At 73.7% G+C, this 19,814-nt stretch carries 9 protein-coding genes and 3 pseudogenes; 11 read left to right on the top strand and 1 reads right to left on the bottom strand.

Annotated elements, in window-relative coordinates; all coding sequences use genetic code 11:
* The first annotated feature begins 101 nt into the window (after positions 1–101).
* The 5 genes from AAFF41_RS36410 to AAFF41_RS36390 all read left to right on the top strand — a co-directional run bounded on the left by AAFF41_RS36410 (position 102) and on the right by AAFF41_RS36390 (position 5,711).
* Positions 102–899 carry a helix-turn-helix domain-containing protein gene (locus AAFF41_RS36410; RefSeq protein ID WP_319752328.1) on the top strand — a complete coding sequence of 266 codons (798 nt, stop codon included), beginning with the start codon at positions 102–104 and terminating at the stop codon, positions 897–899.
* Positions 878–2,776, top strand: coding sequence for an AfsR/SARP family transcriptional regulator (locus AAFF41_RS36405; protein ID WP_343325278.1), 1,899 nt, complete (start codon positions 878–880; stop codon positions 2,774–2,776). Before AAFF41_RS36410 ends, AAFF41_RS36405 begins: the two co-directional genes overlap by 22 nt.
* A gap of 97 nt (positions 2,777–2,873) precedes the next feature.
* Entirely contained in the window at positions 2,874–3,845 is a 972-nt protein-coding gene (locus tag AAFF41_RS36400; protein WP_319752326.1) for a helix-turn-helix domain-containing protein, read from the top strand.
* 138 nt (positions 3,846–3,983) lie between these two features.
* Complete coding sequence (locus AAFF41_RS36395; RefSeq protein ID WP_343325277.1) at positions 3,984–4,955, top strand: alpha/beta hydrolase; 972 nt, start codon at positions 3,984–3,986, stop codon at positions 4,953–4,955.
* Positions 4,956–4,988: 33 nt separating this feature from the next.
* On the top strand, positions 4,989–5,711 hold the full coding sequence (locus AAFF41_RS36390; RefSeq protein ID WP_054236990.1) for an alpha/beta fold hydrolase: 723 nt from the start codon (positions 4,989–4,991) through the stop codon (positions 5,709–5,711).
* 51 nt (positions 5,712–5,762) lie between these two features.
* Here the strand turns inward: AAFF41_RS36390 and AAFF41_RS36385 are convergent.
* Positions 5,763–6,743, bottom strand: a pseudogene (locus AAFF41_RS36385) (sensor histidine kinase); the annotation flags it as partial.
* Between the two features lie 11 nt (positions 6,744–6,754).
* On the opposite strand from AAFF41_RS36385, the pseudogene AAFF41_RS36380 reads away from it, so the two are divergent.
* The 6 genes and pseudogenes from AAFF41_RS36380 to AAFF41_RS36355 all read left to right on the top strand — a co-directional run.
* Positions 6,755–6,844 (top strand): annotated as a pseudogene (locus AAFF41_RS36380) (FAD:protein FMN transferase); the annotation flags it as partial.
* Positions 6,831–7,229, top strand: a complete 399-nt coding sequence (locus AAFF41_RS36375; RefSeq protein WP_343326402.1) for an AbfB domain-containing protein — start codon at positions 6,831–6,833, stop codon at positions 7,227–7,229. The pseudogene AAFF41_RS36380 and the gene AAFF41_RS36375, both read left to right, overlap by 14 nt.
* Before the next feature lie 547 nt (positions 7,230–7,776).
* Positions 7,777–14,913 (top strand): SDR family NAD(P)-dependent oxidoreductase, encoded by a 7,137-nt coding sequence (locus AAFF41_RS36370; RefSeq protein WP_343325276.1) that lies wholly within the window; start codon positions 7,777–7,779, stop codon positions 14,911–14,913.
* Entirely contained in the window at positions 14,910–19,340 is a 4,431-nt protein-coding gene (locus AAFF41_RS36365; RefSeq protein WP_343325275.1) for a beta-ketoacyl synthase N-terminal-like domain-containing protein, read from the top strand. Before AAFF41_RS36370 ends, AAFF41_RS36365 begins: the two co-directional genes overlap by 4 nt.
* Positions 19,271–19,477: pseudogene (locus AAFF41_RS36360) on the top strand (hypothetical protein); the annotation flags it as partial. The gene AAFF41_RS36365 and the pseudogene AAFF41_RS36360, both read left to right, overlap by 70 nt.
* Positions 19,467–19,814 (top strand): acyl carrier protein, encoded by a 348-nt coding sequence (locus AAFF41_RS36355; protein ID WP_319750916.1) that lies wholly within the window; start codon positions 19,467–19,469, stop codon positions 19,812–19,814. The pseudogene AAFF41_RS36360 and the gene AAFF41_RS36355, both read left to right, overlap by 11 nt.

Here is a 19,814-nt window from a genome sequence, read left to right as displayed (position 1 = left end):
CCCGGACCGCGCGGACACCGGCGATCCACAAGGGCGAGCATGGACGTCGAGAATTTCCTCAGTCAGGGCCCTGGGCCCGACATCTCACCTCGGGAGTCCTCATGATCGACTCGGTGACGTCACGCGACACCGCACCGGTCCGTCGTCTCTTCCGGCTGCCGGACACGACCGACGACGCGTTCCTGCACCTGGGACTGCACGTCCAGGGCTCGGTCTCGGTGACACGGGGCGGCACCCAGGTGTTCCTGGCCCCCGGCGACCTGGTGTTCCACGATCCGGCCCGGCGTGACCACCTGCGTTTCAGCGGCCCTTGCCGGCTGACGGTCTTCCGGGTGCCCCGCGGTCACCTGGGGGTGTCGTCCTCGGACCTGCACCGGGTCATGGGCCTGCGCGTGCGGGGCGACGAGGGTGTCGGCGCGCTGGTGTCCCACTTCCTCTCGGCGCTCGCCGCCGAGACGGACTTCCGCAGGTCGAGGACGGGCCACCGGCTCGCCCGCTCCGCCGTCGACCTCGTCGCCGTGCTCGTCATGCAACTCCTCGGGGAGGAAACCCCCGACGCGTCGGACGTCGGTACCGAGACGGTGTCGCGGATCCAGGCCTTCATCGAAGAGCATCTGACCGATCCGGATCTGTCACCGGAGTCGATCGCGCTCGCCCACCACATCTCCGTCCGCTACCTGCACAAACTCTTCCAGCAGGAGGGCACCACGGTGGGCCAGTGGATACGGCGGCGCAGGCTGGACGCGTGCCGGCGCGAGCTGGGCCGGGGCGCGAACCGCAGGCCGAGCGTGGCCGCCGTGGCGCAGCGCTGGGGGTTCAGCAGCCCGTCGCACTTCAGCCGCGCCTTCCGGGACGCCTACGGCATGTCCCCCAGCGAATGGCAGAGTTCGACGAGGTGATGCGGTTCGAGGTGCTGGGTCCGTTGCGGGTCCGGCGGGCCGAGCGGGAACTCGATCTGGGGTTCCCGCAGCAACGCGCCCTCCTGGGGCTGCTCATGGTGCGGGCGGGGCGGCCGGTGCAGGTGAGCGAGATCGTGGATGTGCTGTGGGCGAGCCGTCCGCCGGCCAGCGCCCCGAACGTGGTGCGCCGGTACGTCGGTGCGCTGCGGCGGCTGCTCGAACCGGGGCTGCCGCCCCGGGCGCCCGGCCGTCGTCTGCCGCGCCGCACCGGTGCCTACCTCCTGGACGCGGAGCCGGACGAGATCGATCTGCTGCGGTTCCGCGAGCTCACCCTGCGGGGCAAGCGGGCGGTCGCCACCGGTCGGCCCGAGGTGGCGGTACGGCAGTTCGTCGGGGCCCTCGGCGAGTGGCGCGGGCCGGTGGCGATGGGGCTCCCCGCGTCGGCTCGCGAGCACGCCCTGTTCCGCGCCGTGGAGCACGAACTCGTGCTCACCACCCGGATGGCGGCCGACGCGGCCCTGCTGTGCGGCACGGCGGGCCTCGTGCTGCCGAGCCTGCGCCGGGCCATCGACCTCGAACCCCTGGACGAGTCGCTGCACGCCCGGCTCGTGATGGTGCTGGCGTCCTGCGGACTGCAGGCCGAGGCCCTGACGGCGTACGAGGAGGTACGGCGCCGGCTGGCAGCGGAGTTGCGGGTCGCCCCGGGCGCCGAGCTGAGCCAGGCCCACACCCGGGTCCTCCGTCAGGAGGTGCGCGCGTCCGCGCCCCCGGTGCACCGACCGGTCGGGACGGCGCTGTCCGAACCGGTGAAACTCCTCGCCAGACCCGCCCAGTTGCCGCCCGGCCTCACGGCCTTCGCCGGTCGGAGCGAGGAACTCGCGGAGCTGACCGCCCTCGCCGGGGCGGCGGCGTCCTCCGGGGCGCCCGGGACGATCCTGGTCAGCGGAATGGCGGGCGTCGGGAAGACCGCGTCGGTCGTGCACTGGGCCCATGAGGTCGCGCATCGGTTCCCGGACGGTCAGCTCTACGTGGAGCTGCGCGGCCACGATGCGGCCGCCGGGCCCGCGCCGGAACCCGTGGAGGCGCTGCGCGGGTTGGTGGTGGCACTCGGAGCGCCGCCCCGGCACCTCCCGGACGACCTGGCCGCGCTCAGGTACCTCTACCGCGAGCTGCTGGCGGACCGCCGGGTCCTCGTCGTGCTCGACGACGCTGCCCGCACCGAGCACGTACGTCCGCTGCTGCCCACCGCCCCGGGCTGTCTGGCCGTGGTCACCAGCCGTGACCGGCTGCCCGGTCTGATCGCCTCCGGGGCCCGGCCGCTGCCTCTGGAACTGCCGTCCGCCGCCGACGCCCGCGCCGCACTGGCGCTGCGCGTCGGCCGACGGCGGTCGGCCGCCGAGCCCGGGGCGACCGAGGAGATCGTCGACCGCTGCGGCCGGCTGCCGCTGGCCCTGGCCATCGTGGCCGCGCGCGCCATCAGCCGCCCCGACTTCCCGCTGGCCGCCCTCGCCGCCGAACTCCGCGCCGCGCACGGGAGCCTCGACGCCTTCGCGGGCGTCGACGGGACGGCCGACGCCCGCGCCGCGTTCGCCGCGTCCCACCGGTCGCTGCCGCCCGCCGACGCCCGGCTCTTCCGCCTCGTGGCGCTGCACCCCGGCCCCGGCATCGCGGCGGACACCGCCGCCCGCCTCGCCGGTCTGACGCCCGGCGAGGCCCGGCCGATCCTCGGCCGTCTCGCCGACGCCCATCTCGTGCGCGAGGACGCACCGGGCCACTACACCGCACACCTTCTGCTGCGCGCGTTCGCCGCCGAGCTGGCGCAGGCCGCCGAGGCCGCCGCGACGGAGTCCCTGTCACTCCCGCGTCACTCTTTTTGAACTCGCCCCGACCTACGCTCCGAGCGGAGTGGACGACCGTCCCACGAGGCGTCGTCGCTCCTCTCGACAGTTCGGCAGGACTCGGAGGCAACGGCGGATGACGTCCAGTTTCAGCACCATTCGGACCGACCTCGGTGAGACGGACGAGACGGGTGAGACCGGTAGGTGCCGCATGCCCATGGGCCTCGACATCGTCGTCTCGGGCACGGCGCCCGCGGAGCTGCCCGGGGCGGGCCGGCCCTACCCGACCCGGCGGGCACACCGGTTGGTCGCCCGGGACAGCGGCGAGTACCTCTTCGTAGGCATAAGGGGCGCGGCGGGCGTACGAGGTGCGGCAGGCGTACGAGGCGGGAGCGGCGCGCACGCTCCGCGGCAGCCCGAGGACGTCTTCCTCGGGCCGGGCGACATCTGCTTCTACGACGCCAACGGTCCGGCGACGCTCGACTTCCCCGAGCGTTTCCGCATGAAGGTGTTCCTCGTGCCGTACGAGTCGCTCGGGCTCGACGCGGCCGATGTGGCCCGGCTCGCGGGGACACCGGTACCCCGTGTGTCCCGGCTGGGCAGCCTGCTGTCGCCGTTCCTGTCGGAACTCGCCGACACGGCCTCCTCGTCCCGGCCGCCGGTCGGCGAGCTGCTCGCCTGGAACGCCGTGAACGTGCTGGCCACCCTCGCCACCGAGCGGCTGGGCCGGGGCGCCACCGCGGCGCCCGACGCCCGGACACCGCTGAGGGCCCGGATCCTGGAGTTCATCGACCTGCATCTGACCGACGAGGACCTGTCCCCCGAGACGATCGCCGAGGCCCATCACATCTCGGCGCGCTATCTGCACCGGCTCTTCCAGGACGAGGGCACCTCGGTCGGCCGGTGGATCCAGCGGCGCCGGCTCGAGGAGTGCCGCCGGGACCTGATGATCCGGGCCAGGGGCGGTAGGACCATCGCGGCGGTGGCCAACCGCTGGGGGTTCATGAGCGCCACCCACTTCAGCCGGGTCTTCCGGGCCGCGTACGGCATGTCGCCCAGCGAATGGCGGGACACCGTCGGCCGCGGCGCGCCCGCCGGCCGCCGCTGAGGTGGTCGACGCGTTGGGCGCTGTGAGTTCAACGCCGGTGCGCTGACGGACCATTCACGCCCGCACCGCGCCTCTAGCGTGGCTGCGAGGCCGGAGCACTGCCCGGCGTACCCAGGAACAACGCTTCAGGAGATCCCCATGTCCGACGCCATAGAGCCGGTCAAGCCCGTACTGGAACCGGCGGCCGCCGCTTTCGCGGAGGCCACCGCCAATCCGCCGTACCTGTTCGACCTCGCCCCGGCGGAGGGTCGCAAGGCCGTCGACGAGGTGCAGTCCGGCGAGATCGAGATGCCGGACATCGACGAGGAGTGGGTCACCGTCCCGGGCGGTCCGACGGGCAGCGTCCGGGCCCGGATCGTCAAGCCCGCCGGCGTCACCGGCACCCTCCCGGTGATCCTCTACATCCACGGTGCGGGCTGGGTGTTCGGCAACGCCCACACCCACGACCGCCTGGTCCGCGAACTGGCCGTGGGCGCCGAGGCCGCGGTGGTCTTCCCCGAGTACGACCTCTCGCCCGAGGCCCGCTACCCGGTCGCCATCGAGCAGAACTACACGGTCGCCCAGTGGGTCGTGCAGCAGGGCGCGTCCAAGGGCCTCGACGGCAGCCGCCTCGCGGTGGCCGGCGACTCCGTCGGCGGCAACATGACCGCCGCGCTGACCCTGATGGCCAAGGAGCGCGGCGATGTCCCGCTGCTCCAGCAGGTCCTGTTCTACCCGGTCACCGACGCGAACTTCGACACCGGCTCCTACCACCAGTTCGCGGAGGGCTACTTCCTGCGCCGCGACGGCATGCAGTGGTTCTGGGACCAGTACACGACCGACGAGGCCGACCGCGCCCAGATCACCGCCTCCCCGCTGCGCGCCACCACCGAGCAGCTCACCGGCCTGCCCCCGGCCCTGGTCATCACCGGCGAGGCCGACGTCCTGCGCGACGAGGGCGAGGCCTACGCGGGCAAGCTGCGTACGGCCGGAGTGCCCGTCACCGCCGTGCGCTTCCAGGGCATCATCCACGACTTCGTGATGCTCAACGCCCTGCGCGGCACCCACGCCGCCGAGGCCGCGCTGACGATGGCCACCCGCACGCTGCACACCGCGCTGCACGCGGGCTGACCGGGTCCACCACACCGACAAGGAGAAACAGTCATGTCCGGGAACACCACCCCCACCGCCCTGCTCGTGCACGGTGCCTTCGCCGACGCCGCCAGCTGGTCCGGCGTCATCGCGGAACTGCAGAACCACGGCATTCCCGTCGTCGCGCCGCCGAACCCGCTGCGCTCTCTCGCCTCCGACGCCGCGTACATCGCCTCGGTGGCCGCGCAGATCGACGGCCCCGTCGTGCTGGTCGGCCACTCCTACGGCGGCGCGGTCATCACCGTCGCGGGCACCGCGGAGAACGTGGTCGGCCTGGTCTTCGTCGCGGCGTACGTCCTCGAGGAGGGCGAGAGCCTGGGCGAGTTGCAGGGGCGCTTCCCCGACTCGCCGCTGGGCAGCAGCCTGAAGCAGGCCACGTATCCGGTCGAGGGCGGTGACCCGGCCGTCGAGGTCACCATCGTCCCCGAGGCGTTCCCGGCCGTCTTCGCCGCGGACGTCCCCGCCGACGTCACCAAGGTGCTGGCGGTCGCCCAGCGTCCGCTCGCCGCCGGGGCGTTCACGGAGACGGCCACCGCCGCCGCGTGGAAGACCAGGCCGTCCTGGGCCCTGGTCGCCGCCGCGGACCAGGCGATCAACCCCGAGGTCGAGCGCTTCGGCGCGAAGCGTGCGGGAGCGACGATCCTGGAGGTCGAGGGCGCCTCGCACGCCGTCGCGGTGTCCCGGCCGAAGGTGGTCGCCGAGCTGATCCGCGACGCGGTCCGCGCGACCGGCTGAACGACCGGCCGAGCGAGCCGACGGCGGCCGTGTGGACGTACTCCCCCGTGGTCACGGGAGCGCGGGCGGGAGGGGGAGCCGGATCGTGAACGTCGTCGAACCGGGGCGGCTGGTCACCTCGATGGTGCCGCCGTGTGCCCGGACCAGTGAGCGGGCGACCGCGAGGCCCAGCCCGCTGCCGCCGCGGTCGCGGCTGCGGGCCTTGTCGACGCGGTAGAACCGGTCGAAGACCCGTTCCTGGTCGGCGGCAGGGATCCCGGGCCCGGAGTCGCAGACCCGCACGACCGCCGTGCCGGACGAGCCGACGCCCACCGCCTGCCCCGACCCCGTGGCCGACACCTCCAGGCGCACCTTCGTCCCCGCCGGGGTGTGCATGGCGGCGTTGGTGAGCAGGTTGTCGAGGACCTGCCGGATCCGCAGGGGGTCCAGGCGCAGGCGCACCGGGTCCGGACCGGCCGTCACGGACAGCACGTGCTCCCCTCGCCCGGCGCGCAAGGCGTCCGCGGCCTCCCGCGCCAGCTCCGTCAGGTCCGCGTCCTCCAGCCGCAGCGGTGTCTCCACCTCGGCGGCGTCCAGGCGGGCGAGGAGGAGCAGGTCGTCGAGGAGTACGCCCATCCTGGCGGCCTCGGCGCGCAGCCGGGCCAGGTGCTTCTCGCGTTCCCCGGGCTCGTTGGCGGCGGCGTACTGGAAGAGGTCCGCGTAGCCGCGTACCGACATCAGGGGCGTACGCAGCTCGTGCGAGGCGTCCGCGACGAACCGGCGCAGTCGCTGCTCGGCCTCGGTGCGGACGGCGAGCGCGTCGTCGATGTGCTCCAGCATGGTGTTGAACGCGGTGCGCAGTTCCTCGACCTCGGGTCCACCACGCCCGCCCCCGGCCCGCGCCTCCAGCCCCGCCGAGCCGGTGAGGTTGTGCGAGGTGATGCCGCGGGCGGTGTGGGCCATGTCGCTGAAGGGCTTCAGCCCGCGCCGCAGTACCGTCCGGCCGATCACGACGAGCCCGAGCAGGGCGAGCGCGAAGGTGACGACCTGGACTCAGCGGTGGGGGGACTTCGCGGTTCTGCCTGAACGCCGGTGGTGACGTGGTGGCCGCGGGCGGTCCCTGGCGGGTGGGCGTACGCCATCCCGAGCGGGCCGGTACGGCGGGGCTTCCTGTGGTCGGATGACCATCCCCGGGACTTCCGCGCCAAGATCGAGCCGAACGTCACCAACCTGGCCGCCTCGCAGTCCAGGGTGGTGAGCGGGCTCGCCGGGACCGGGTCCGTCTCCCTCGAATCGGCCAACCACCCCGGCTTCTACCTCCACCAGAAGAACAACGAGGTCTGGATGGAGAGGGGCGACGGCACCGCCGCCTTCGGGAACGACGCCGGCTTCTACCGGCGAGCCGGCCTCGCCGACACGGACTCCGGTGTCTCGTTCGAGTCGTACAGCGGCGCCGGCCGCTACCTCCGGCACTTCGACCACCCGCTCTACACCCAGCCCGCCGACACGGCGCCCGCCAGGGAGGACGCGACGTTCTAGCCGGGTGACCCACCCAGGCACCTGTGGATCCAGCCACGGCCCGGCCGCTCCCGCGGCCGGGCCGTGCTGTTGAAATGAGCCAACTTACCGACGAGTACGAATCGTGGCCATTCACCCTCAAGTGCCGAAATCCCACCCTTCCACCCACCGTGAATTTTGATTATGAAGAGGGGAACTAATGAAAGTTTCAATTTACAGCGGGGGAAACAGTTCGTTTCCGCAAGATCGAAGTGGACCCCCTGTTCGACACTGCGTCAGCAGGCATTGCCGCAGGCTGAATCGGGGGCGCGGAGCCGACCGACCAGCAGTCACCGACCCCCTCAACTCCCCGGAACGAGGCCTCTGTTGCGAGCTCGCATCTGGCTCGGCGGCGGCTGTGTCGACCGTGTTACGTCCGGTAATGGCAGCCTCCTTGAGAGTTTGACTTTCACGGGGATGCGCAATAAGCATGAGCGTGCTTCACATCAGCTGTCGGCTTGTTGTGAAGCGCAAGCGCTCTCCGCTCTCCCCCGCCAATCCTCACCCTCGTGCGATTTGGAGCGTTCGCGTGCCTGTGTCGAAGTTCGATACTTCCGGCCTGTTTGCCGTAGAGGACATCGTCATCGCCCTGAACCCGTTCGCCGTCCCCTCGGCTCGGGTCACGGCGGCCGCCGTACGGGCGGGCGGCCTCGGGGTGCTCGACCTCACCGCGGGTGGGCGCCGGGCGGCGGCGGAACTCGCGCCGGCCGAGGAATGGTCGGCCGCCGGTTTCGGCGTACGGCTCCGCGACAACGATGCCTTTCCCGCGCGGGACCTCCCCGCCTGTGTCCACACCGTGCTGCTGACCGCCGACGCCTCCTGCACGCCCGCGGACTTCCCCAGCCATCGCGTACTCGTCGAGGTGACCGGCCGCGCCCAGGCGTTACGGGCCGCCGCGGCCGGGGCACACGGGCTGATCGCCCGGGGTCACGAGGCGGGCGGTCCCGTGGGTGAGCTGAGCACCTTCGTACTGCTCCAACAGCTCCTCGACGACGGCGAGTGGGACCTTCCGGTCTGGGCCTGCGGCGGCGCGGGCCCGCACACCGCGGCGGCCGTCGTCGCGGGCGGTGGCGCCGGTGTCGTCCTGGACACCCAGCTCGCCCTGCTCGCCGAGGCCGAGGCCGACCTGCCCGCCGGGACCTCCGCGCTGCTCGCCGGTCTCGACGGCTCCGAGACGACCGTGCAGGACGGCCGCCGAGTCGTACGGCGCCGGGGTGCCCAGGCGGGCACGCCCGCCCCCGAGGTCGGTCAGGACGGCTTCCTCGCCGCCCGTTTCCAGGAGCGCTGGGGCACTGTCCACGCGGCGGTGCGGGGCGTACGGGACGCCGTCCTCGACGCGTTGAAGAGCGCGGGTCCCGGTCTCGACCCGGCGAAGAACGCGGGTGCCTCGCTCGGCCCCGACGCCTCGGGCGGGCGCCCCTTCGGGAGCGAACTGCCCGTCGCCCAGGGACCGATGACCCGGGTGAGCGACCAGGCCGCGTTCGCCGCCGAGGTGAGCGGCCACGGCGGGCTGCCCTTCATCGCGCTCGCGCTGTCCGGCGCCGACCAGACCCGTGCCGTACTGGAACAGACCAGGGAGGCGCTCGGCGACGCGCCCTGGGGCGTCGGCGTCCTCGGCTTCGCCGCCGAGGAGATCAAAGCCGCCCAGCTGGAGGTCGTACGGGAGATCCGCCCGTCCCACGCGATCATCGCGGGCGGGCGTCCCGCGCAGGCCGCCGCGCTGGAGGAGGTGGGCATCTCCACCTTCCTGCACGTGCCGTCGCCGGGGCTGCTGAAGCAGTTCCTGGAAGCGGGCGCGCGCAAGTTCGTCTTCGAGGGCGCCGAGTGCGGCGGCCATGTCGGGCCGCGCAACAGCTTCCCGCTGTGGGAGGCGCAGCTCGGCGTGCTCGACGACTTCCTGGCGGGCGCGAAGAACGGCACCGCCACCGAACTTCAGCTGTTCTTCGCGGGCGGGGTGCACGACGAGCGCTCCGCCGCCATGGTCACCGCGCTCGCCGCGCCGCTGAGCGCGCGGGGTGCCGCCGTGGGCGTGCTGATGGGCACGGCGTACCTGTTCACCGAGGAGGCCGTGAGCGCGGGCGCGGTGCTGCCCCTGTTCCAGCGGCAGGTGATCGACGCCGAGCGCACCGACCTCCTGGAGACCGCTCCCGGACACGCCACCCGCTGCGTCCACAGCGCGTTCACCGACGAGTTCGCCGCCGTCAAGGAGGACCTGGCCGCCCGCGGGACACTCGGCCGCGAGGCCTGGGAGCAGTTGGAGCGGCTCAACGTGGGGCGGCTGCGGCTGGCCAGCAAGGGCATCGAGCGGGTCGACGGCGGGCTGAGCGCGGTCGGCGAGGACAGACAGCTCGCGGAGGGCATGTTCATGGCCGGCGAGGTCGCCGTGCTGCGCTCCGCCGTCACCACCGTCGCCGAGCTGCACGCCTCCGTCACCAGCGGCGCGGCCGACTTCCTCGCGGCGCGGCGGGAGGCCCTCGGCATCGGGGAACCCGCCGCCGAACCCTCCCCCGAACCGCTGGACATCGCGATCATCGGCATGGCCTGCATGTTCCCCGGCGCCCCCGACCTCGCCACCTTCTGGGCGAACGTGCTGGCGGGCGAGGACGCCGTCACCGAGGTGCCCGCGACCCGCTGGGACGCCGGGCTGTACCACGATCCGCGGGGCGCCGGGGAGAAGACCCCCTCCCGCTGGGGCGGCTTCCTACCCGAGATCCCCTTCGAGCCGCTGCGGTACGGCATCCCGCCCGCCTCGCTGCCCGCCATCGAGCCGGTGCAGCTGCTCGCCCTGGAGGCGGCGCGCCGCGCCCTGGAGGACTCCGGCTACGACAGCCGGTCCTTCGACCGGACCCGCGCGTCGGTCGTGTTCGGCGCGGAGGCGGGCAGCGACCTGTCCAACGCGATGACCCTGCGCTCCGTCCTGCCCGCCTACCTGGGCAGCCTGCCGCCCGCGCTGGACGAACAGCTGCCCAAGCTCACCGAGGACTCCTTCCCCGGCATCCTCGCCAACGTCATCGCGGGCCGGATCGCCAACCGCCTCGACCTCGGCGGCGCCAACTACACCGTGGACGCCGCCTGCGCCTCCTCCCTCACCGCCGTCGACGTGGCGTGCAAGGAGCTGGCGAGCGGGACGAGCGACCTGGTGCTGTGCGGCGGCGCCGACCTGCACAACGGCATCAACGACTACCTGCTCTTCGCCTCCGCCCACGCCCTCTCGCCCTCCGGCCGCTCCGCGCCCTTCGACAGCGCGGCCGACGGCATCGCGCTCGGCGAGGGCGTCGGTTGTGTCGTCCTCAAGCGGCTCGCCGACGCCGAGCGGGACGGCGACCGGGTGTACGCGGTGATCAAGGGCGTCGGCAGCGCCAGTGACGGCCGGGCGCTCGGGCTGACCGCGCCCCGGCCCGAGGGCCAGTACAACGCGCTGACCCGGGCCTACCGCAACGCCGGCATCTCGCCCGCCGAGGTCGGGCTCGTCGAGGCGCACGGCACCGGCACCGTGGTCGGTGACCGCACCGAACTCGGCTCTCTCACCCGGGTGTTCGAGGAGGCCGGGGCTCCACCCGGCGCGTGCGCGCTCGGCTCGGTCAAGTCGCAGATCGGGCACACCAAGTGCGCGGCCGGACTCGCCGGACTGATCAAGACCTCGCTCGCCCTGCACACCGGTGTGAAGCCGCCGACCCTGCACCTCACCGAGCCGAACCCGGCCTGGGACGCGCAGAGCAGCCCGTTCGCCTTCCACACCGAGGCCCGCCCCTGGTCCGCCGCCCCGGCCGAACGGGTGGCCGGCGTCAGCGCCTTCGGCTTCGGCGGCACCAACTTCCACGTCGTCCTGCGGGCCCACGGGGATGGGCCGCCGCCGGCCACCTCGGCCCAGCACTGGCCCGCCGAGCTCTTCACGTTCCGGGGCGCGGACCGGGCGGCGGCGGTACGGGCCGCCTGCGAACTGCTCGCCCTCGTGGAGGCGGATCCCGGTCCGTACGAGCCGTGGCGGCTGCGGGACTTCGCGCTCGCCGCGTCCCGGCGCGCGGAGGCCGCCACCACCCAGAGCACGGCGAGCACGGCGAGCACCGCGGGCACCCGTGGCGCCCGGACCTGGATCGCCTTCGTCGCCGGGTCCACCGAGGAGCTGACGACGCTGCTGCGTCGCGCGATCACCGGTGCACACGCCCCGAAGGAAGGCCTGTTCGCTGCCGACGAGGACGAGACGGGTGACGTGGCACTGCTCTTTCCCGGGCAGGGCAGCCAGCGCCCCGGGATGTTCGCCGAACTCTTCGTCGCCTTCCCCGAACTCCAGCGCCACCTGCGGCTCGACGAGACGACGGCCCGAGTTCTCTTCCCGCCGGCCGCCTTCGACGAGACGGGCCGCAAGGAGCAGCAGGAGCGCATCACCGACACCACCGTCGCGCAGCCCGCGCTCGGTCTGACCGGGCTCGCCGCGTTCCAGCTCCTGACCAGGGCAGGCGTGCGCCCGGCGATGGCCGCGGGCCACAGCTACGGAGAACTGGCCGCGCTGGCCGCGGCGGGCGCCCTCACCCCCGACGCGCTTCTGCGCATCAGCCGCGAACGCGCCGCCGCCATCCTGCGCGCCGCCGGCGAGGGCGACCCCGGCACCATGGCCGCCGTCGCCGCGGGAGAACCGGAGGTCGCGGCGGCCCTCACCGCCGCCGGCCTGGCCGACTCGGTGGTGACGGCCAACCACAACTCGCCCCGTCAGACGGTCATTTCGGGTCCCACCGAGGACGTCCTCACCGCCGTCGAGCGACTGCGCGCCCAGGGGCTCGGCGCCAAGCGCATCCCGGTCGCCTGCGCGTTCCACAGCCCGCTGATCGCGGCGGCCGGCGAGACCTTCGCCGAGGTGCTCGCCGAAGTCCCCCTCGCCCCCGCCGACTTCCCGGTCTGGTCGAACCGTACGGCCACCCGCTACCCGCGGCTCCCCGAGGAGATCCGGGCCGAACTCGCCGCGCAGATCGGCTCCCCGGTCCGGTTCGCCGACCAGATCGAGGCGATGTACGAGGCCGGGGCCCGCGTCTTCGTCGAGGCCGGACCCGGCTCGGTGCTGACCCGGCTGGTGGGTGCGGTCCTCGGCGACCGGCCGCACCGCACGGTCGCCCTGGAGGAGGGCCGACGTGCCGGTCTCGCCGGGTTCCTCGCCGCGCTCGCCCAACTTGCCGTCGCCGGTGCGGACATCAGGACCGCGTGGCTCTTCCAGGGCCGGGACGCGGTCCCCGCCGACGCCCGCGCCCCGCGTCCCAGGCGCGCCGCGTGGACGGTCGACGGCCATCTGATCCGTACAGCGGACGGCGTGATCCCCGCCGCCGCACTCCACCCCGCCGAGCGTGTCCCGGAGGCCCTCGTGACCCACAGCGGCCCGGTCGGACCGGTGGCGGCGGCCACCGGGTCCGAGGCCCTGATCAGCGAGTTCCTGCGCACGAGCCGGGAGATGATCGCGGCGCAGCGGGATGTGATGCTGGGGTACCTGGGAGGGGATCCGGGGATACGTCCCGCGGTCGCCGCCCCGATCACGTACACCGACGCTCCGGTCACGGTGACCGCGCTGCCCGCCGACACCTCGGTGACGGTGACCGCACTGCCCCCCGCCGCGCCGGTTGCGGTGGCCGTACCGGCCGGCGGCTCGGTGCTGTCGGTCGTGCTCGAGGTGATCGGCGAGCGCACCGGCTACCCGGTCGACATGATCGAACCGGACCTCGACCTCGAAGCCGACCTCAGCGTCGACTCCATCAAGAGAGCCGAGATAGCCGGCGAACTCGCCACCCGCCTCGGCCTCACCACGACCGGCGACACCGACGTCGAAGAACTGACCAAGGCCCGTACCGCCGCCGCGATCACGGCGCTGATCGAGCGCGTGACCGGCTCGAAAGCCACCCCGGCGCCCGTTTCCGCCCCCGCCGCAGGGTCCGCCCCGACCGCCGAATCCGTCCTCGCCGTCGTCCTCGACGTGATCGGCGAACGTACCGGCTATCCCGTCGACATGATCGAACCCGACCTCGACCTCGAAGCCGACCTCAGCGTCGACTCCATCAAGAGAGCCGAGATAGCCGGCCAACTCGCCACCCGCCTCGGCCTCACCACGACCGGCGACACCGACGTCGAAGAACTGACCAAGGCCCGTACCGCCGCGAACATCGCCGCCCTGGTGGCGGGCGCCCGGGGTGAGGCGGCCGAACCCGCGGGCCCGGAAGCCGGGCCGGCCGCCCCCGAACCCGTCGTCGTGGCGCCCAAGCGTCTCGTGATGCGGGAGTTCGACCTCGCCCCCGCCGATCCGGCGCCCTCCAGTGACCTGCTGATCGGTCGCAGTTTCCTGCTGCTCGGTTCCGGACCGGTCGCCGCGGCGCTGACGGCCCGCCTGACCGTGTACGGCGCCCATGCGGTGACCGCCGAAGAACCCCCGGCCGAGGGAGAGTTCGACGGGATCGTGCACCTCGTCGCGCCGGACGCCCCGCCCGTCCTGCCGGACGTCTTCCCCGCCTACCAGCGGGTGCTGGCGGGCAACCCGCGCTGGGTGCTGGCCGCGGGCGCCTCCGCCGGGCTGCGCGGCTTCTTCCGGTCCCTCGCGCGGGAGTACCCCGACACGGTCGCCCGGGTCGTCGAGCACGCGCCGGGCACCGCGCCCGAGGACATCGCCGCGGAGCTGGTCGCCGAACTCACCGCGCCCGACCACGAGCCGGTCGTCCTGCGCTCCCCCGGCACACGGCGTGGACTGCGCATGGCCGAGGAGAGGCTCGGTCTGCTCGGCAGCACGGGCGCGGGGCCGGCCGGGGACGGTGCCGCCGAGGCCGCCGCGCTCGGCCTGGACGCCGACTCGGTCGTCCTGCTGGTGGGCGGCGCCCGGGGGATCACCGCCCGGTTCGCCGCGACGCTGGCCGCCGCGAGCCGCTGCCGGATCGAACTGTTCGGCCGCACCGCCCTGCCCGAGGGCGCGGAGGACCCCGCGCTCGCCGCCGCGGGCACCGCCGGTGAGTTGCGGAGCGCGCTCATCGCGGGCGGGCTGCGCGTCCCCGCCGAGATCGAGCGGGCGGTCGGCCGGATCCAGGCCGAACGCGAGGTGCGCGCCACCCTGCGCACACTCGCCGCGCTCGGCTCCGAGGTCCGCTACCGCACCGTGGACGCGCTGGACGGCGACGCCGTGCGCCGGGCGGTGAAGGAGATCCACGCCGAGCACGGGGGGATCGACGGCGTCGTGTACGCGGCGGGTGTGATCGAGGACAAGCTGATCGCCGAGAAGAGACCGCGGTCCTACGACCGGGTGTTCCGTACGAAGGTCGACGGGGCGCGCGAACTACTGTCCGCGCTGGGCGAGTTGCCGGACGCGGAAGGCCCCCGGTTCGCCGTGCTGTTCGGCAGCATCGCCGCGGCCCTCGGCAACCGCGGACAGTCCGACTACGCCGCCGCCAACGACGCCCTGGAGACCCTCGGCGCCCGCTGGGCGGGCTCCGGTACCGGCCGCCGCGGACTGACCGTCCACTGGGGTCCATGGGCGCCGACCGGCGACGGCAACCACGGCATGGTCACCCCCGAGCTGATGCGGCACTACGCGGGCCGCGGTATCCAGCTCATCGACCCCGACGAGGGCACCATGAGCCTGCTGCGCGAGCTGGCCTGGGGACCCGAGGGCGACACCGCCGTCGTCTACACCGCGTCGGGCTGGTGACCGAGGTGACCGGCCCCCGCGCCGAACCCATCGCCATCGTCGGCATGTCGGTGCTCTTCCCGGGCGCCCCCGACCTCGCCACGTACTGGCACAACCTGGTCTCCGGTGTCGACGCCATCACCGAGGTGCCGCCAGGCCGCTGGGACGCCGAGGAGTACTACGCGCCCGGCGCCGAGGCCCGCGCCGACCGGGTCTACTGCCGGCGCGGCGGTTTCGTGGACGAGCTGGCCGAGGTGGACGTCACCGAGTTCGGGATCATGCCGGCCGCGGTCCCGGCCACCGAGCCCGACCAGCTGATCGCGCTGCGGGTGGCCGCGGCGGCCCTCGCCGACGCGGGCGGCCAGGGCCGGCTGCCCGCCGACCGGCACCGGGTCGGTGTGGTACTCGGCCGGGGCGGCTACCTCACCCCCGGCCTGGTCCGGCTCGACCAGCGGGTGCGGACCGCGAGCCAGCTCGTGCGCACCCTGGGCGAGCTGCTGCCGGACCTCGGCGCCGACCGACTGGAGGCGGTGCGGCAGGCGTTCACCGACCGGCTCGGACCGGAGGCACCTGAGTCCTCGATCGGTCTCGTGCCCAACCTCGCCGCGTCCCGGCTGGCGGGCCGGCTCGACCTGCGCGGGCCCGCCTACACCGTGGACGCCGCCTGCGCCTCCTCGCTCATCGCCGTCGACCACGCCGTGCGCGAACTCGGCAGCGGACGCTGTGACGTGATGCTGGCGGGCGGGGTGCACCACTGCCACGACATCACCTTCTGGAGCGTGTTCAGCCAACTCGGCGCGCTCTCGCCGAGCGAGCGCATCCGGCCGTTCGACCGGGGCGCGGACGGCGTACTGATCGGTGAGGGCACCGGCGTCGTCGTCCTCAAGCGGCTCGCCGACGCCGAGCGGGACGGCGACCGGATCTACGCCGCGATCACCGGCACCGGCGTCGCCTCCGACGGACGTACGACCAGTCTGATGGCGCCCGACTCCGGCGGCCAGGTCCGCGCGGTCCGCCAGGCCTGGGAGGCCGCCGGGCTCGACCCGTCCGCCCCCGGCTCGATCGGCCTCCTGGAGGCACACGGCACCGCCACCCCGGCGGGCGACGGCACCGAACTCACGACGCTCGCCGAAGTGTTCGGCCCACCATCGGCAGACGCCTCCGGCGACGCGCCGGACGCCGTCATCGGCTCGGTGAAGTCGATGATCGGCCACACCATGCCCGCGGCGGGCGTCGCCGGGCTGATCAAGGCCGCACTCGCCGTCCACCACCAGGTGCTCCCGCCGACCCTGCACTGCGACGACCCGCATCCGGCGCTCGCCCGCACCCGGTTCACCCCCATCGGCGCCGCCCTGCCCTGGCGGACCGACGACCGGCAGCCGGTGCGCCGGGCCGCCGTCAACGCCTTCGGGTTCGGCGGCATCAACGCGCACGTCGTGCTCGAAGAGGTCGCGGTCGCGCGGCGGCCGGCCGAGGTGTACGAGCCGGAGCCGGTGCTGCGGCTGACCGCGCCGACGCCCGAGGCGATGGCCGCGCTCCTCGACCGCTCCGACTCCGCGATCATCAGCGCCGGTCTCGACGAACGCGCCCCCGCCACCGATCCGGTGCGGATCGCCGTCGTCGGGCCGACGGCCAAGCGCCTTGCGCTGGCCCGCAAGGCGGTCGCCAAGGGGAAGGGGTGGCGCGGTCGGGGCGACGTGTGGTTCGTGCCGCGCCCCCTGCTGGGCCCCGGCGGCGGCAGGCTCGCGTTCGTCTTCCCCGGCCTCGAGGCCGAGTTCGCGCCCAACTCCGAGGACGTCGCCCGGCACTTCGGGCTGCCCTGGTCGCGCGCCGTCACCGACGCCACCGTGGGTGACGTGGGCCGGCAGGGTACCGGCGTCTTCGAGCTCGGCCGGCTCCTCGACGCCGCGCTGCGCCGCCTGGGCGTCGTCCCGGACGCGCTCGCCGGGCACAGCCTCGGCGAGTGGACCGCGATGGCCGCCGCCGGAATCCACCCTCCGGAGGAGGTCGACGCCTTCCTCGCCGACTTCGACCCCGACGCGCTGAGCGTCCCCGGGCTGGCCTTCGCCGCGATCGGCGCCCCCTCCGAGGTGGTGCTGAGCGAGCTGGACGGCCGCGGTGACGTGCTCCTCTCCCACGACAACGCGCCCAACCAGTCGATGATCTGCGGCCCCGAGCCCGCCGTCGCCGCACTGGTCGAGGTGTTCAGGGCCCGGGCGGTGATCTCGCAGATCCTGCCGTTCCGCTCCGGCTTCCACACTCCGATGCTGGAGCCCTACCTCGACCCGATCAGGAAGGCCGCCGAGGCCTACACCCTGCACCCGGCCGCGCTGCCTCTGTGGTCCGCGACGACCGTCGCCCCCTACCCGGACGAACCGGCCGCGATCCGCGAGCTGTTCATCCGCCATCTGCTGGAGCCGGTCCGCTTCCGGCCCCTGGTGGAGACGATGTACGCGGCGGGCTTCCGGGCGTTCGTCCAGCTCGGCGCGGGACAGCTCGGCTCGCTCATCGACGACACCCTGCACGGCCGCGACCACCTCGTGGTCCCCGCGCACTCCCCGCACCGCCCGGGCCTGCCCCAACTCCACCGTGTGGCCGGCGCGTTGTGGGCGGACGGGGCCGCACCGGACCTCGTCCCGCTGCTGGGCGGCGCCTCGACCGTCACAGCGGCCCGTACGGTCCACCGTACGAGCCGTCCCGTGCGGCTGGACCTCGGCGGCGCGAACGTCTCCCTGGACGCGGAGACCCGCGAGCGGCTGAGCGCCGCGCTGGCCCGGCCGCGGCACACCGCGCCCCAGGAGGCCGACGACCTGGCGGCACAGGGCCCGCTGGGCGCGGAGTTGTCGGCACTGCTGCGGGACGCGACGGCGCTCGCCTCGGACGTGGTGACGGCGGGGCGACGCGGACGCGGGGCCCCGACCCTCCCCCGTACGGACGCCGGGCGCCCGCCCCACCCCCGTACGGGCGGCACGCCTGCGAAGAACGGCGCCGACCTTCGTACGGCCGAGCCGGCCACCCCCGAACCCCAGCCCCAGCCCCTCGAAGCAACCCTCCGCGTCTCCGTCGACACCATGCCGTACCTCCTGGACCACTGCTTCTTCCGGCAGCCCGCCCAGGCCGATCCCGCCGACCGCTGGCCCGTGGTCCCGGGCACGACCGTGATCGCCCATCTCATGGAGTTCGCCGAGCGGGCCGCGCCGGGCCGGCGCGCGGTGGCCGTCCACGACGTACGGCTGCACCAGTGGATCACCGCCACTCCGGCCGTCGACATCCCCGTACGGATCGTCCCCGAGGGCCCGGACAGAGTCACCGCCTCACTCGGCCCCTACGCCCGCGCCACGGTCGAACTCGCCCAGGATCGGCCCCGGTTCACACCTCCGGAGCCCTGGACCTTTCCCGCCGAGCGGGAGGAGAAGCCCGAGCTGACCGCGGCGGAGCTGTACTCGCGCCGCTGGATGTTCCACGGCCCGCGCTTCCAGGGCCTGGCCGAACTGACCGCGGTCGGCGACCGGCACGTACGCGGGGTGCTCGTCACCCCGCCCGCTCCGGGCGCCCTGCTGGACAACGTGGGGCAGCTCCTCGGCTACTGGATCATGGCCCGGCAGCCGGTGCGGACGACGGTGTTCCCGGTCGGCATGAAGGAGATCCGCTTCCACGGGCCGCACCCCGCTCCCGGCGAGCGCCTGGAGTGCCTGATCCGGATCACCTCCGTCACCGACGCCACCCTCGAGGCGGAGATGCAGCTGGTCCATCGGGGGCGGGTGTGGGCGGAGTTCAGCGGCTGGCAGGACCGCCGGTTCGACAGTAATCCACGCATCCGCAAGGTGGACCGGGAGCCCGAGCGGTACACGCTGTCCCGGATGCAGCCAGGCGGCTGGGCGCTGGTCCACGAGGAGTGGCCCGATCTGGCCACCCGCGAGCTGATCATGCGCAACATCCTGGCGGGCGAGGAACGCGAACGGTACGCGGCGCACGCCCCGCGCGGCCGGCGGCAGTGGCTGCTCGGCCGGATCGCCGCCAAGGACGCCGTACGGAACGTGATGTGGGACGCCGGGGCGGGCCCCGTCTACCCGGCCGAGGTCAGGGTCGGCAACGATCCGGCCGGCCGCCCCTTCGTGACCGGCGGCTACGGCAGGACCCTGCCCGAACTGCACGTCTCCATCGCCCACCGCGGCGAGACGGCCGTGGCGATGGCCAGGGTCGACGGACCCTGCGGCATCGACATCGAGGAAGTCACCGACCGCCCCGAGGGCACCCTCGCCGTGGCCCTCACCACCGCCGAACGCGAGCTGCTCACGTCGCTCGTCCACCGGCCGGGGGAGCCCCCGAACGGCTCTGGTTCACCCGCTTCTGGGCCGCCAAGGAGGCCGTCGCGAAGGCGCGCGGCACCGGACTGGGCGGCGAGCCGAAGCGGTTCGAGATCACCTCGGTCGACGGCGACCGGCTGACCGTCCGCACCGCGGGCGAGGAGTACCGCGTGCGGCACTGTGCGCTGACCACCCCCCGGCCGTCCGCGGGGCGCGACAAGGAGTACGTCGTGGCCTGGACGGCTGTCAACGATCAGGAGAACGAAGATGACCACTGAACTCGACCGTCCCGTGGGCCAGTCGGACAGGGGACAGGCGTCGGCGCCCGACGCGGCGACCGCGCTCGCCGACATCTCGGCCATCCTGCGCACCGTGCTGGAGGAGTACGGGCTCGACGACTCCGAGATCACCCTCGACACCTCCTTCCACGACGACCTGGAGCTGGAGAGCATCGATCTCGTCACCCTCTCCGCCCAACTGCGCGAGTTCTACGGCGAGCGGGTCAACTTCGCCGCGTTCATCGCCGACCGCGGGCTGGAGGAGATCATCGCGCTCACCGTCGGCGATCTCGTCGGCTATGTCGTGGACTCACCGGCCGTCGCGGAGGTGGGCTGA

The organism is Streptomyces mirabilis (assembly GCF_039503195.1).
GTDB lineage: Bacteria > Actinomycetota > Actinomycetes > Streptomycetales > Streptomycetaceae > Streptomyces > Streptomyces mirabilis_D.
This window is presented reverse-complemented; position numbering and strand designations above follow the sequence as displayed.